Here is a 13,305-nt window from a genome sequence, read left to right as displayed (position 1 = left end):
TACGTTCGCCACCAATCCGGACGGACGCCCAATCCTGCCGCCGACCGGACTCCGCACACACCCACCCGTATGCGGCAGGAGCGGGGGACCCACAGGTAGGACGCCTGTTCCGGTCTCCGGAACGGGCTTGGGGTAAAGCCGCGACCAGTGCGCGGCCGGGCATCTCCAGCCCGCACCCGACAGCTCACCCCGCAGGCGCCGGAGAGGAATTCGTCATGCCCGCGAAGGGTAAGCACCGCCGTCCGAAGTCCCAGCGTCTCAGCCGCTCGATAGCCGTAGCGGGAACCGGCGGCGCGGCGCTCGCGCTTCCGCTCGTGGGAGCCGCCGGCGCCCATGCCGCCCCTTCGGCTTCCGCTCCGGAAAAGGCCGTTCAGTCGGTTCCGGCGACCGAGAAGACGGTGACGCGGAAGGCGGCGACCGCCAAGACCGAAGGCGTCAGGACGTATTCGGTGAAGGCGGGCGACTGGCTCGCGAAGATCGCCGAGGACCAGGACGTCACCGGCGGCTGGAAGAAGATCTACCAGGACAACCGCGAGGCCATCGGCGCCGACCCCTCGCTGATCCACCCGGGCCTCAAGCTCTCCCTCGGCAAGAAGGGCACGACGAGTACGGCCAAGTCGTCCGGTTCGTCGTCCTCTTCCTCCTCCTCTTCGTCGTCCTCCTCGTCGAAGAGGACGACCGCCACGCAGAGCGCCGACACCACCAGCACCTCCAGCGGCTACACCCTCCCCGTGACCGGCGGCACCATCGGCACCGGCTATCACGTCGCGGGCAGCATGTGGTCCAGCGGCTACCACACGGGCGTCGACTTCGTCGTCCCGACCGGCACCACCGTCAAGGCGGTCGCCGCGGGCACGGTCGTCTCGGCGGCCTACGACGGCGCCTACGGCAACGAGGTCGTCATCCGGCACGCGGACGGCGAGTACTCGCAGTACGCCCACATGTCGCAGCTGTCCGTCTCGGCCGGCCAGACCGTGACCGAGGGCCAGCAGATCGGCCTCTCCGGCGCGACCGGCAACGTGACCGGCCCGCACCTGCACTTCGAGATCCGGACCACTCCGTACTACGGCTCGGACGTGGACCCGGTCGCCTACCTCCGCTCGCACGGCGTCACCGTCGGCTGACGTCGGGGCCCTGCGCGGGCGGTTCCCGGGGTCAACGTACCTGGCCAGGGGCTTATTCCGACTTTGGACAACCCTTTACAAGTGGCTTATCTCACCGCTCGTCAACCCTAAAATACGATCGCGTAGGTCACAGTCCAGGGTGAACTATGGTTGCCGTGGCTAACGATTCGAAGAGTGACAACAGATCAGTGATCGGGTCGTACGTGGCGGTGGGGGACAGCTTCACCGAGGGCGTCGGCGACCCCGGGCCCGACGGGGCGATGGTCGGCTGGGCCGACCGGTTCGCGGTACTGCTCGCGGACCGGCGGCCCGAGGGCGACTTCGCGTACACGAACCTCGCCGTGCGCGGGAAACTGCTCGACCAGATCGTGGCGGACCAGCTCGCCCGGGCCAAGGAGATCGGCCCCGACCTGGTCTCCTTCTGCGCGGGTGGCAACGACATCATCCGTCCCGGCACCGACCCCGACGAGGTGGCCGAGCGCTTCGAACGCGCGGTCGCCGACCTCACCTCCGCCGTCGGCACCGTCCTGGTGACGACCGGCTTCGACACCCGCAACGTGCCCGTGCTCAAGCATCTGCGCGGCAAGATCGCCACCTACAACGGACATGTGCGGGCCATCGCCGACCGTTACGGCTGCCCGGTGCTCGACCTGTGGTCCCTGAAGACGATCCAGGACCGCCGGGCCTGGGACGGCGACCGGCTCCACCTCTCTCCCGAGGGCCACACGCGCGTGGCGCTCCGCGCCGGTCAGGTCCTCGGCATCGAGGTCCCGGCCGACCCGGACCAGCCCTGGCCGCCCCTGCCCCCGCGCGGCACGCTCGACATCCGCCGCGACGACGTGCACTGGGCGCGCGAGTACCTGGTGCCGTGGATCGGACGCCGACTGCGCGGCGAGTCCTCGGGCGACCACGTGGAGGCCAAGGGCGCGCTGTCGCCGGACGACATCAAGATGCGGATCGACTGGGTGGCTTGACGGGGTGACGGGTGCGGCTGCTGTGCCGGGGCGTGTGCCGCCCCAGGGCTCGGCACGGCGGGTGCGTCCGGTGCGTCCGGCTTGCCCGGACCGCCCGGTGAGACCTGTCCGGACTTCGCGGAGCGGCACGGGCGGACGCCGGTGGCGCGGCCGGCCGTCTCCGCGAGCCGACACCCACCCGGGTGGCCGCGAACCGTCGTCCGCCGGCGGAACGGCACCGTTCTGTTCGGGTGCGGACGCCGCCGAGGTCCTCGTCAGCGGCGTGCGCCGACCACGAGGACGGCGGACCGAGCCCTCCGTACGACTCAGGAAGCGGTCAACGCCGCCCGCTCCAGGCCGAGTTCCCGCGCGAGCGCCTCGTCGACCCACTCCAGGGCCCGTGTCCGTGACACCGCGCCCGCGTACGCCGTCATCTGTACGGCGAGGCCGTCGAGGAGGGCCGTCAGGCGCAGGGCCGTGGCGTTCGGGTCCGCGCAGTGGAACTCGCCCGCGATCACTCCCTCGGCGACGACCTCCGCGAGCGCCTGCTTCCACTGCCGGTCGAGATCGCGCGTCACCCCCAGCAGGGCGGGCTCGCGCAGCGCCGCCGCCCAGCCCTCGATCCACAGCCGCCAGCCCTTGGCCTGCCCGGTCGGCGCGTACCAGCGCACCGCGGCCCGCAGCCGGCGCAGCGCGGTCGTACGACGGCCGAGCAGCTTGCGCAGATGCGCGAGATCGTCCTCGGCCGCGAAGGCGAACGCGGCGGCGACCAGCTTCTCCTTGGTCGAGAAGTGGTAGAGCACCAGCGCGTTGCTCACCCCGAGCGCCGAGGCCACGTCGGCGATCCTGACCGCCGCCACACCCCGCGCCTCGATCTGCTCGACGGCGGCCCGCAGCAACTCCGCCCGCCGCTCCGCCACACCCAACCGCACTCTCGCCACCCGATCACCCTATTCCGTAGCCGGCGAAGGTGTCGCTCCGTCCCTCACCGGTACCAGCCGAACCGTTCCGCGATGACCGGCAGCCGGTCCGCGACGATGGCGTGCGCGGCGGCGCGCGGTGTCGTGCCGTCGGCCTCCGCGCGGGCCAGCATCAGCTCGATCAGGGCGCGCATCGAACGCCGGGTGTGGGCGAACGCCTCGTCCGCGTCCGCACCGATGTCGCCGAAGAGGGTCCACCACCACCAGGCGTTCGTCCCGGAGTTCACGACCACGTCCGGCAGTACGACGACCCCGCGCGCGGAGAGCAGTTCCTCCGCCTCCGGCAGCACCGGCATGTTGGCCGCCTCGACGATCCAGCGGGCGGTGACCGCCTCCTGGTTCACGGTGTCGACGGTGTACGACACCGCCGCCGGAACCAGCACCTCCGCCTCGACGGACAGCCAGTCCCCGCCCGGCAGTTCACGGTCGCCGGGTCTCAGCACGGTCCGGTCCACGGTGCCGTACCCGTCCCGCGCCGCGAGCAGCGCGTCCACGTCGAGCCCGGCCGGGTTGGCGATCGTCCCCTTGACGTCGGCGACGGCCACGATCGACAGCCCCGCGCGCGCGAGGAACCGCGCCGTGGCCCCGCCCATGGTGCCCAGCCCCTGCACCGCCACCCGCGTCCCCGCGTGCGGCACGCCCGCCCGGTCCAGCGCCGCGAGCACCGACTCGGCGACCCCGCAGCCGCCGACCAGCTCGTCGAGACCGATCCCGTCCACCTCGACCTCGAACGCGTCCGCGAGCCGCCGCCGCGCCGCGGCCTCGTCGTCGAGCAGCGGATACACGGCCTGGATCGACGACACCAGCCCTGCCTCCGCGGCGGCCCGGTCCACCAGGTCCTGGCTCAGCCCGAGGTCCTCGCCCGTCGTCCAGAGACTCTCGACGTACGGCCGCACGGCCCGCAGGTAGCGGACGAGGAGGCCGTACGACTCCGGGTCCCGGGGATCGCAGTCGATGCCGCCCTTGGCGCCGCCCAGGGGGATGTACCGGCCCGCCGGGTCGTAGTGCAGCGCCTCTTTCATGGTCATGCCGCGCGCCAGCCCCGCCACCTCGTCGAGGGTGCAGCCCGGCCGCATCCGCAGTCCGCCGCTGGACACACCGCGCACCAGCCGGTCGACGACCAGGAAGCCCCGGCGGCCGGTGACGTGGTCGGTCCAGGTGAGCGACATCAAGGGGGCGGTCATGCGGACTCCTCGCGGCATGGGCCGACAGGACGAGTGCCGAAGCGCGTACCGGGTCGGCGGGTACTGAACAGCGAGTCAGTATCGGAAGCAGGGCCGCGCCCTGTCAACGGAAGATCGAATTCCACCCCGCGGCGTCAACCCCGGGCGCGGAACTTTGGTCTTTCCTTGGAATGACGGCCCCGCGAAGCCGATGCACCGGCGTTGTCACAGGGGTCGACCATAATGGAAAGCCTGACCGACTCCACCTGGAGGCATCGTGACCGGAATCCGTACCCTGAGCTCCGGGCTCCGCGCGCTGCAGCCCGCGGCCTTCGGCGCGGACCCGAGCGGCGAGCGCCTGGCGCGCATCCGCAGATCGCCCCACTTCAAGGACGGGGTGTTCCAGAACCCCGGGGGCAACACGAACGTCCGCCCGTCCGGCGGCACGATGCGCGAGATGGGGAAGTCCTACCTCGACAAGGAGCAGCGCGCCCGCCGCGCCCCCGACGGCACGCTGCCGGTGCACGCCACCACCCTCGCCGACCTGGCCAGGCCCGCCGCCACCGGGCTGCGCCTGACCTGGATGGGCCACTCCAGCGTGCTGGCGGAGATCGACGGCCACCGGGTCCTCTTCGACCCGGTCTGGGGCGAGCGCTGCTCCCCGTTCCCGTTCGTCGGCCCCAAGCGGCTGCACCCGGTACCCCTGCCGCTGGCCGCCCTCGGTCCCGTCGACGTCGTGGTCATCTCGCACGACCACTACGACCACCTGGACATGCCCTCGATCAAGGCGCTGGCCGACACGGACACCCTGTTCGCCGTGCCGCTGGGCGTCGGCGCCCACCTGGAGCACTGGGGTGTCTCCCCGGACCGGCTGCGCGAGCTGGACTGGAACGAGGAGACCCAGGTCGGCGGTCTCACCCTGACCGCGACCCCGGCCCGCCACTTCTGCGGCCGAGGCCTGCGCAACACCCAGCACACGCTCTGGGCCTCCTGGGTCGTCGCCGGCGACGAGCACCGGATCTACCACAGCGGCGACACCGGCTACTTCGAGGGCTTCAAGGACATCGGCGCGGCGCACGGCCCGTTCGACGCCACCATGATCCAGATCGGCGCCTACAGCGAGTTCTGGCCCGACATCCACATGACGCCCGAGGAGGGCATGCGCGCCCACCTCGACCTCCAGGGCGGGCAGGCGCACGGGGTGCTGCTGCCCATCCACTGGGGCACGTTCAACCTGGCGCTGCACGCGTGGGCCGAGCCGGGGGAGTGGACCGCGGACGCGGCGGAAGCGGCGGGCCAGGCGGTGGCCACCCCGAGGCCGGGCGAGCCCTTCGAACCGGGCGCCGAGCTGACCACGGACCGCTGGTGGCTGCCTCACGGGGGCACGCTCGCGCGCCCCTGGCGGGTTGCCGAGCCGGTCGTGGCGGAACCGAAGCCGGCGGCGACCCCGGCGGAACTCGACCTGGCGAACGAGCGCTGACACGGGCGACAGTCCCCTCGACGGCGTCGACGGCGTCGACGGCCGAGTCCGCCGCGTCGTCGAAGGGGACGTCTCACCGCAGGGCGCGGAGCCGCTGTACTCCCATGTAGGTCCCCGTCGTGAGCGCGAGCGCCAGCAGGGGGAGTCCCAGGAAGATCACCGGGTTCACCCAGCCCGGCACCAACTCGGTGCCCACGCCGCCCGACGTGACGCACTGCGAACTGACCGGCAGCGTCATCCGCGTCACGACGTGATCGCCCGCCGCACCCTTCGCCGCGCACATCTGGTCCGGGTCCAGGATGTAGAACCCCGACATGGCGCCCCACGTGTACGCGCCGAGCGTCGCCGAGCCGGCCATGACCGCCACCAGCGCGCAGGTCTCGACGCTGGGCAGCCGCCACCACCCGCTGACCGGCAGCCGACGACAGGCCCGCCGGACGAGTCCCGCGGCCGCGGCCACGAACACGAACGGTGTGACGACCGGCGAGAGAACCAGGATCAGAAACAGAAGAGACGCCACTCCTGTCCGGACACCAGCCGGACAGGATCGGTTCCGCACGCTCCGCCGGCGGACTCCGGCGGACACTGCGTGTGATGTGCCGGGGCTGTGGCGAGGGGCGGGACGGATCGCCCTAAAACGCCCCCTCGGCCCGGCCGCCGGGTCCGCGGCAGGCGAACGGCGGAGCCGGGCCGCGTCGAACTCCCCGACTTCCGGCGCCCGTTCGCGACCGCTTCCGATCAGGGGCGATCGATTCTTTGTCCTTCTTCGACGTGCGGTCGCCGGGGTTATCGGTCTGCCGTGCGAAGCCTCATACCAGAGCGGGACGCTCCCCGGGGGACTTTGTCAACTGCCCACCGCACCTGATGCGTTGACGACTACTGTGAGTGTCCGCCGGGCGACGCGGGGCCGATTTTTTCGGCTCTCCCGACCGGCACCGCGATGGCGTATGCCCGAATCGCGCACCCCGCGCGAGCAAACAGGTCCGACGCACCAGTACGAGGACGCCGATGTCTCAACTCCGTGCACCGGCCGCACGCGCAGACCGCCGTGAGGGCGGCCGGCACGGGCGACCGGCCGCCCGCCCCGTGCCCGCACTGCCCGAGACGCACATACGATCCCAGCTCCTGCGTCTCGCCGTGCTGCCGCCCGTGGCGGTCGCGCTGAGCGCCAGCGCGGCCGTCCTGTTCACCGTCCGCTCCACCGGAGCGCGGACCGGCCTCACCCTCTGGGGTGTCCTCGCCGGAGCCACGGCGGTGACCTGCGCGGGCATCCTGATCGCCGCCGTGGCCGCCGGTCGCGCGGCCGGTTCCGTCAGCGACCGCATCGGCGCCCTGCGCCGCGACAGCGCGCGCGGCGAGGCCGATCTGCGCGACCTGGTCGAGGCGCTGCGTCGCGGCGAGGTCCCGCCCCAGCGCAAGCCGCGCAGCCGGCCGCCGGGGGACGCCGACGACTTCGACCTGCTCGCCGCCGACCTGGCACGCGCCCACGACGGCGCCGTCACCGCCGTCGTGTCCGCCTCCCAGCTCTCCAGCCAGGCCGGCAGCGAACAGAAGGTCGAGGTCTTCGTCAACCTCGCCCGGCGCCTTCAGTCCCTGGTGCACCGGGAAATCTCCATCCTCGACGAACTGGAGAACGAGATCGAGGACCCCGACCTGCTCAAGGGCCTCTTCCACGTCGACCACCTCGCCACCCGCATCCGCCGCCACGCCGAGAACCTCGCCGTCCTCGGCGGCGCCGTCTCCCGCAGACAGTGGAGCAACCCGGTCTCCATGACCGAGGTGCTGCGCTCCGCCATCGCCGAGGTCGAGCAGTACTCCCGCGTCAAACTCGTGCCGCCCATCGACGGCACCCTGCGCGGCCACGCCGTCGCCGACGTGATCCACCTGCTGGCCGAACTCGTCGAGAACGCCACGGTGTTCTCCGCCCCGCACACCCAGGTCCTGCTCCGCGCCAACCTCGTGACCTCGGGACTCGCCATCGAGGTCGAGGACCGCGGACTCGGCATGCCCGTCGGTGAACAGAGCCGTATGAACGCCCTGCTCACCGACCCCGACCAGGTCAACGTCGCCAGCCTGCTGGCCGACGGCCGCATCGGCCTGTTCGTGGTCTCCCAACTCGCCCGCCGCCACGGCATCCACGTCCGCCTCCAGAACAACATCTACGGCGGGGTACAGGCCGTACTCGTCGTGCCGCAGGCCTTGTTGGGTACGGCGCCGGGCGCCCCGGGCGCCGTGGGGCGGCCGGAGGACACGATGGGCGGGGGGCGCCCACTCCTGCCTCCGCAGCAGTCTCCGCAGGGTGGGACGGGTGGAGCCCCCGGTGGGCGGCGTGCCGTCGGTCCGCAGGGTGCGCCTGAGGCGACGCCTGCCGCGCCGGGACGGCCCCGACGTGAGTCCGGGGCACCGGGACGGCATCAACGACGGGACACCGCACCGCCCGTCGCGCCCGCGCCGAACGGCAGCGGACCGGTGCCGCTGCCGGTCCGCGGCGCCCAAACGGAACGGGCCAACCCGGCGGAGGCCGTACCCGGCATCCGGCCCGACGACCGGCACACCGTGGCGACGAACGTGACCACACCGCCCGTCCCGCGAGGCGGCGGTGCGGTCCGCGGCACCATGGGCAAGCCGCCCCAACTGCCCCGCCGCCGCGCCCAGGAGCACATCGCACCCCAACTCCGCGGCGGCCCCGCACCCCGCCACGACTCCGAGCAGGCCGCCGGCCACGACCCGGGTCTGATGGCGGCCTTCCAACGCGGTATCGGCCTCGCGGAGGCCCAACAGCACATGGAGGCAACGGAGTCGGTGGAGCGCGCCGACACGGCGTCACCACATGTGGAGGTGCCGCACGGGGAGGGGCTCATGGAGGCGCCGCACATGGAGTCGGCCCACCTGGAGACAGACCGCACGGAGTTCCCGCGCTCGACCGAAGTGCACACGGGCGGGGTCTACATGAGCAACCCCTCCATGGGCTCCGACCACACCCCCGCACCCCACACAGAAATGCCGCCCCTCACCCTCGCCCCCCACATGGACACGGCGCCCATACCCGAAGCGCACGCGCGTGTGCCCGGTCACGACCTCACCGCCCGGCACGACGGGAGCGCATCAGCCGGATGACCACGTTCGCCCCCACCCCCACGACCACGGCGTCCCAGCGCCCCACCCCCACCCGCGCTCCCGCAGACCTTCGTACCCCAAGGAGTCGATCCACCATGGCGAGCGACGCGCCGACCGGCCATGTATCCGATCTCGACTGGCTGATGAGCGGCCTCGTGCAGCGCGTACCGCACACCACCAGCGCGGTACTGCTCTCCTGCGACGGCCTCGTGAAGTCGGTCCACGGCCTCGACCCCGACAGCGCCGACCACATGGCGGCGCTGGCCTCCGGCCTGTACTCCCTCGGCCGGAGCGCGGGCGTCCGCTTCGGTGACGGCGGGGACGTCCGCCAGGTGGTCGTCGAACTCGACTCGACGCTGCTCTTCGTCACCACCGCGGGCTCCGGCACCTGTCTCGCCGTGCTGGCCGGCCGCGAGGCCGACGCGGCCGTGCTGGGCTACGAGATGGCGATGCTGGTCAAGAGCGTCCGCCCCTACCTCGTGACGGCGCCCCGCCAGCACGCCGTCGAATCCCCTGCGATGAGGCCTTGAGCGTGGCGACGGCCGGTGACGGGCCCTGGCTGGACGACGCGGCCGGACGTCTTGTGCGCCCCTTCACGGTCAGCAACGGCCGTACCCGGCCGTCCGTCGCGCTCGACCTCCTGTCGCAGGTGATGGCCACCGGCAACACCCCCCTCGGCTACCTCGGCCCCGAGCACGCGCAGGCGCTCGACCTGTGCCGCGCGCCCGTCTCGGTCGCCGAGGTCGCCGCCCACCTGAAACTGCCGGCGGTGGTCACCAAGGTGCTGCTGTCGGACCTGGTCGACTGCGGGGCGCTGACCACCAAGCCGCCCGAGTTCCACCACAACCCCACTGACCGGTCTCTTCTGGAGGCAGTGCTCGATGGACTACGACGACAGCTCTGACTACGAGAGCGGCCACGATCCCTTCCCCACCGCGTTGAAGATCCTGGTGGCGGGCGGCTTCGGCGTCGGCAAGACGACCTTCGTCGGCGCGGTGAGCGAAATCGCGCCGCTCAGCACGGAGGAGCTGCTCACCACGGTCAGTGCCGCGACCGACGATCTCGAAGGCATCGAGAACAAGGTCGAGACGACCGTGGCGATGGACTTCGGCCGGATCACCCTCGACCCGGAACACGTGCTCTATCTGTTCGGCACGCCCGGACAGGAGCGGTTCTGGTTCATGTGGGACGAGCTGTCCGAGGGCGCGCTCGGCGCGGTCATCCTCGCCGACACCCGCCGCCTGGAGGAGTGCTTCGCCGCCGTCGACTTCTTCGAGCAGCGCGGCCTCGGATTCATCGTCGCGATCAACGAGTTCGACGGCTCCTACCGCTACGACCCCGAGGAGGTGCGGGCCGCCATAGATCTCGACCCCGGGATCCCGGTCGTGCGCTGCGACGCGCGGATCTCCAGTTCCGGGGTGCAGACCCTGCTGACCCTCGTACGCCATCTCATCGAGCACACCCCGGCGCACGCGCCGAGCCACGGTGCCCACATGTGATCCCCGCACACCCTCATCGGAGTTCCTCCATGCCATACGTCCACAGGGACGGAGTACGCCCATGAGCTACGACCCGCCGCGTCCGGCCGGTCGTCTGCTGCTCACGCCCGAGGACAAGGAGGCGCCCCAACGGGTGCGCCGGCTGCGGGGGTTGGGCCTGGGGGAGCACCCGGACCCGGGGCTGGACGCCTTCGCGGACCGGCTCGCCGAGCTGACCGGGGCACCGTACGCCATGGTCAACTTCCTTGGCGAGAACCGGCAGTTCTTCGCCGGTCTGCACACTCCGGGCGGTGCGGGGCTGCCCAGGGCCGCCACGGGAGGGGAGCACGCCAAGCCCGAGGTGGGCCGGCAGTTGGCGCGTGAATACGGGTTCTGCCCCCATGTGGTGGTCCGACGCAAGGCGCTGGTTCTTGAGGATGTCTGCGACTATCCGCGGTTCGCCGGGAATCCGGTCGTCGACGAGTTCGGCATCCGTTCCTATCTGGGCGCACCGCTCATCGACTCCACGGGGACGGTGCTGGGCACCGTGTGTGTCGTCGACACGGAGCCGCGGCCGTGGGGGAAGCCGGGGCTGGAGACGATCAAGTCGACCGCGGCGGACCTGGTGGCCCGGCTGGAGCACCTCGGAGGCCCCTAGCCGACCGGTCGTATAGTTGTCCCATGGGTAGGACCAGTGACGCCGGAGAGAAGATCCTCGCCGCCGGGCGCTCGCTCTTCGAGGCGCGCGGCTATTCGGCGCTCGGGGTGGCCGAGATCTGCCGCGCGGCCGGTGTGCCGAAGGGCAGTTTCTACTACTTCTACGAGTCGAAGGAGGCCCTCGCGCTGGCCGTCGTCGACGAGCACTGGGCGGAGCAGCGGCGGGAGTGGGCCCGTGTCCTCGGTGGGGATGCCGAACCGCTGGAGCGGCTGCGGCGGCTGTTCGAGGAGACGGAGGCCGGTCTGCGCGCCGGACAGCAGGGCTGCGGGACCGTGCTGGGCTGTCTCTTCGGCAATCTCAGCCTGGAGATGAGCAACCAGACCGAGGCCGTCCGCATCCGGCTGCAGGACATCTTCGACGCCCAGGTCGAGATGGTCGACGCGGTCGTCACCGAGGCCCGCGACCGCGGGGACGTCACCGTCACCGACACGCGGGAGGCGGCGCGGTCCGTCGTCGCGCAGTTGGAGGGCCAGGTGATGTTCGCCAAGCTCTACAACAACACCGGGCGGCTGAGCCCCCTCTGGGCCAACTGCCTCGCCCTGCTCGGCGCCCGCGCCGCCCACCCCGCCTGATCAGCGGCCGAGGTCGGTGGGCGCGGTCCGCCGCGCCTGCCCCGGCACGGAGCGCCGTACCGCCACCGCGTGGTGCGGGAACCCGCCCCGCAGGACGGCGGCGGCGACGGCCGCGGCGAGGACCACCAGGGCGGCCAGGAGCAGAGCCGGGCGGTAGCCGTGGCGCAGCAGCGGGGCGACGGCCAGCGGGCCGAGGATCTGGCCGACGGAGTATCCGGCGGTCAGCAGCGCCACCGAGCGCGGGAAGCGCAACTGGCTCCCGGTGGCCAGTGCGAGGGTGCTGACGCCGATGAAGGTCGCGCCGAACAGCAGCGCCGAGATCAGCGCCGCGGCCGCCCCGCCGACCAGCGCGGGCAGCGCGATGCCGACCGCCTGGATCACCAGCGCCACCAGCAGCAGCCCGGGCCGCGACCAGCGGCGGCCCAGCCGGGCCCAGAGCGCGGAGGACGGTACGGCGGCCAGCCCGACGAGCACCCACGCGCCATCGCCGATCCAGCCGGGGGAGCCCTGCGCGACCGCGGCGACCAGAAAGGTCCCGGCGACGATGTAGCCGACACCCTCCAGGGTGTAGCTGACGAACAGGGCGGCGAAACCGCGGTTGATCGGCGCCGTGGGGGCTTCCGACACGCCTTCAGCTGAGGTGTGCGCGGCCACCGCCTCCGGCCGTAGATTCCACGAGGCCGCTGCCAGGACGGCGGCGAGCGTGGCCGATGCCCACCACGCGGTCCGCCAGTCCGCGACCGGGCGCAGGGCGAGGACCAGGAGGCCGGAGAGCGCGATGCCGGCGCCGACACCGCCGAAGCCCCAGCCGGGCAGGTGCGGCGGGTGGTTTCGGAGGTGGCCGAGGAGCGAGGTGACCGCGACGACGAAGACCAGGGCGCTCGCCACGCCCGCCAGCAGCCGCAGCGTGAGCCACACCCCGGTGTGGTGCGTGGCGGGCATGGCGGCCAGCGTGCAGATCAGCAGGACGAGCGCGCCGCGCAGGGTCGCGCGGGAGCGGACCAGGGCGGGGGAGAGGGTGCCCGCGAGCGCGCCGACGAGGTAGCCGACGTAGTTGGCGGTGGCCAGGTGGGCGCCGGCGTCGGTGGACAGTCCCGCCTGGGCGTGCATCAGCGGAAGGACCGGGGTGTAGACGAAGCGGCCGACCCCCATGCCCGCCGCGAGCGCCGCGGCGACCCGGACGACATGAGCCCAGGGGGAGTGGAGCGGGCCGTCCGCCCCGGACGAAGGGAGCGGAGCGCTGGGGCTCATGAGGGTGAATCCCCTTGTAGGCGACGCGAGTTACTCCGCATGTCCAGGGTTGAAGGGACGGGAGCGCCGGAGCTCATGACGGTGAAATCTCCTTAAGCCGGGGCGGCTCACTCCGCATGGCCGGGGTCGTTCGGGTGCGGCTCCAGCGGAGTGACGGCGAAGGTCATCCACGGGGCGAGCGGCAGCGTGCCGAGCACTTTCTCGTGCAGCTGGTCCTCGTCGTCCGCGAGCCAGATGCCGATGCTGCGCCGTTCGCCGACCGGGCGCCACAGCCGTCCCAGATGGCCGGCGGCTGCCAGTTCGCGGGAGCGGACGGCCTCGGCGGCGCGGCGCCGGGCTACCTCCTCCTGCGGGGTGCCCTCGGGGACGGTGGTGGTGATCTCGACCAGGAACTCTCGCATGACCTCGCTCCGTTCGGGCCCGCCCGGCCAGGCGACAGGTGCCGGGTCTCCATGCCCTCATCGTGGCC

The 13,305-nt window shown here is 72.2% G+C and carries 14 protein-coding genes and 1 riboswitch; of the genes, 9 read left to right on the top strand and 5 right to left on the bottom strand.

Annotated elements, in window-relative coordinates:
* Window positions 1-48 precede the first annotated feature (48 nt).
* Window positions 49-211: riboswitch (cyclic di-AMP (ydaO/yuaA leader) on the top strand.
* 4 nt (window positions 212-215) lie between these two features.
* The gene (locus ACWDEW_RS31375; RefSeq protein WP_450517153.1) at window positions 216-1,124 is read left to right on the top strand and encodes a M23 family metallopeptidase; all 909 of its coding nucleotides are present in this window, start codon (window positions 216-218) and stop codon (window positions 1,122-1,124) included.
* A 188-nt stretch (window positions 1,125-1,312) separates the two neighbouring features.
* Entirely contained in the window at window positions 1,313-2,098 is a 786-nt protein-coding gene (locus ACWDEW_RS31370; RefSeq protein ID WP_450517219.1) for an SGNH/GDSL hydrolase family protein, read from the top strand.
* Between the two features lie 305 nt (window positions 2,099-2,403).
* Here the strand turns inward: ACWDEW_RS31370 and ACWDEW_RS31365 are convergent, their stop codons facing one another.
* Together ACWDEW_RS31365 and ACWDEW_RS31360 are read right to left on the bottom strand one after the other, a co-directional pair.
* Entirely contained in the window at window positions 2,404-3,018 is a 615-nt protein-coding gene (locus ACWDEW_RS31365; protein ID WP_450517151.1) for a TetR/AcrR family transcriptional regulator, read from the bottom strand.
* A gap of 44 nt (window positions 3,019-3,062) precedes the next feature.
* Window positions 3,063-4,241 (bottom strand): Glu/Leu/Phe/Val dehydrogenase dimerization domain-containing protein, encoded by a 1,179-nt coding sequence (locus ACWDEW_RS31360; protein WP_450517149.1) that lies wholly within the window; start codon window positions 4,239-4,241, stop codon window positions 3,063-3,065.
* Between the two features lie 256 nt (window positions 4,242-4,497).
* Between ACWDEW_RS31360 and ACWDEW_RS31355 the strand changes: the two genes are divergently transcribed.
* Window positions 4,498-5,700: an MBL fold metallo-hydrolase gene (locus tag ACWDEW_RS31355; protein WP_450517148.1), complete on the top strand. Its 1,203-nt coding sequence runs from the start codon at window positions 4,498-4,500 to the stop codon at window positions 5,698-5,700.
* 73 nt (window positions 5,701-5,773) lie between these two features.
* Here the strand turns inward: ACWDEW_RS31355 and ACWDEW_RS31350 are convergent, their stop codons facing one another.
* Window positions 5,774-6,220, bottom strand: coding sequence for a hypothetical protein (locus ACWDEW_RS31350; protein WP_450517146.1), 447 nt, complete (start codon window positions 6,218-6,220; stop codon window positions 5,774-5,776).
* A 488-nt stretch (window positions 6,221-6,708) separates the two neighbouring features.
* Here ACWDEW_RS31350 and ACWDEW_RS31345 point away from each other — a divergent pair, with 488 nt between their 5' ends.
* The 6 genes from ACWDEW_RS31345 (at window position 6,709) to ACWDEW_RS31320 (ending at window position 11,585) form a co-directional block, all read left to right on the top strand.
* On the top strand, window positions 6,709-8,817 hold the full coding sequence (locus tag ACWDEW_RS31345) for an ATP-binding protein (protein ID WP_450517144.1): 2,109 nt from the start codon (window positions 6,709-6,711) through the stop codon (window positions 8,815-8,817).
* A gap of 95 nt (window positions 8,818-8,912) precedes the next feature.
* Window positions 8,913-9,347 carry a roadblock/LC7 domain-containing protein gene (locus tag ACWDEW_RS31340; RefSeq protein ID WP_019069670.1) on the top strand — a complete coding sequence of 145 codons (435 nt, stop codon included), beginning with the start codon at window positions 8,913-8,915 and terminating at the stop codon, window positions 9,345-9,347.
* Between the two features lie 2 nt (window positions 9,348-9,349).
* On the top strand, window positions 9,350-9,721 hold the full coding sequence (locus ACWDEW_RS31335) for a DUF742 domain-containing protein (protein WP_019069669.1): 372 nt from the start codon (window positions 9,350-9,352) through the stop codon (window positions 9,719-9,721).
* Window positions 9,699-10,316, top strand: a complete 618-nt coding sequence (locus ACWDEW_RS31330; RefSeq protein ID WP_450517141.1) for a GTP-binding protein — start codon at window positions 9,699-9,701, stop codon at window positions 10,314-10,316. Before ACWDEW_RS31335 ends, ACWDEW_RS31330 begins: the two co-directional genes overlap by 23 nt.
* A 61-nt stretch (window positions 10,317-10,377) precedes the next feature.
* Window positions 10,378-10,953 (top strand): GAF domain-containing protein, encoded by a 576-nt coding sequence (locus ACWDEW_RS31325; RefSeq protein WP_450517139.1) that lies wholly within the window; start codon window positions 10,378-10,380, stop codon window positions 10,951-10,953.
* 23 nt (window positions 10,954-10,976) lie between these two features.
* Window positions 10,977-11,585: a TetR/AcrR family transcriptional regulator gene (locus tag ACWDEW_RS31320; RefSeq protein ID WP_450517137.1), complete on the top strand. Its 609-nt coding sequence runs from the start codon at window positions 10,977-10,979 to the stop codon at window positions 11,583-11,585.
* On the opposite strand, the gene ACWDEW_RS31315 is transcribed toward ACWDEW_RS31320, so the two are convergent.
* Both ACWDEW_RS31315 and ACWDEW_RS31310 read right to left on the bottom strand, forming a co-directional pair.
* Window positions 11,586-12,836, bottom strand: a complete 1,251-nt coding sequence (locus tag ACWDEW_RS31315; protein WP_450517135.1) for a YbfB/YjiJ family MFS transporter — start codon at window positions 12,834-12,836, stop codon at window positions 11,586-11,588.
* A gap of 107 nt (window positions 12,837-12,943) precedes the next feature.
* Window positions 12,944-13,237, bottom strand: coding sequence for a muconolactone Delta-isomerase family protein (locus tag ACWDEW_RS31310; RefSeq protein WP_450517133.1), 294 nt, complete (start codon window positions 13,235-13,237; stop codon window positions 12,944-12,946).
* Window positions 13,238-13,305: the final 68 nt, after the last annotated feature.

Source organism: Streptomyces sp. NPDC001100, from assembly GCF_053598575.1.
Note: the sequence above shows the minus strand (reverse complement) of the source record. Positions and strands in the feature narration are given on the sequence as shown.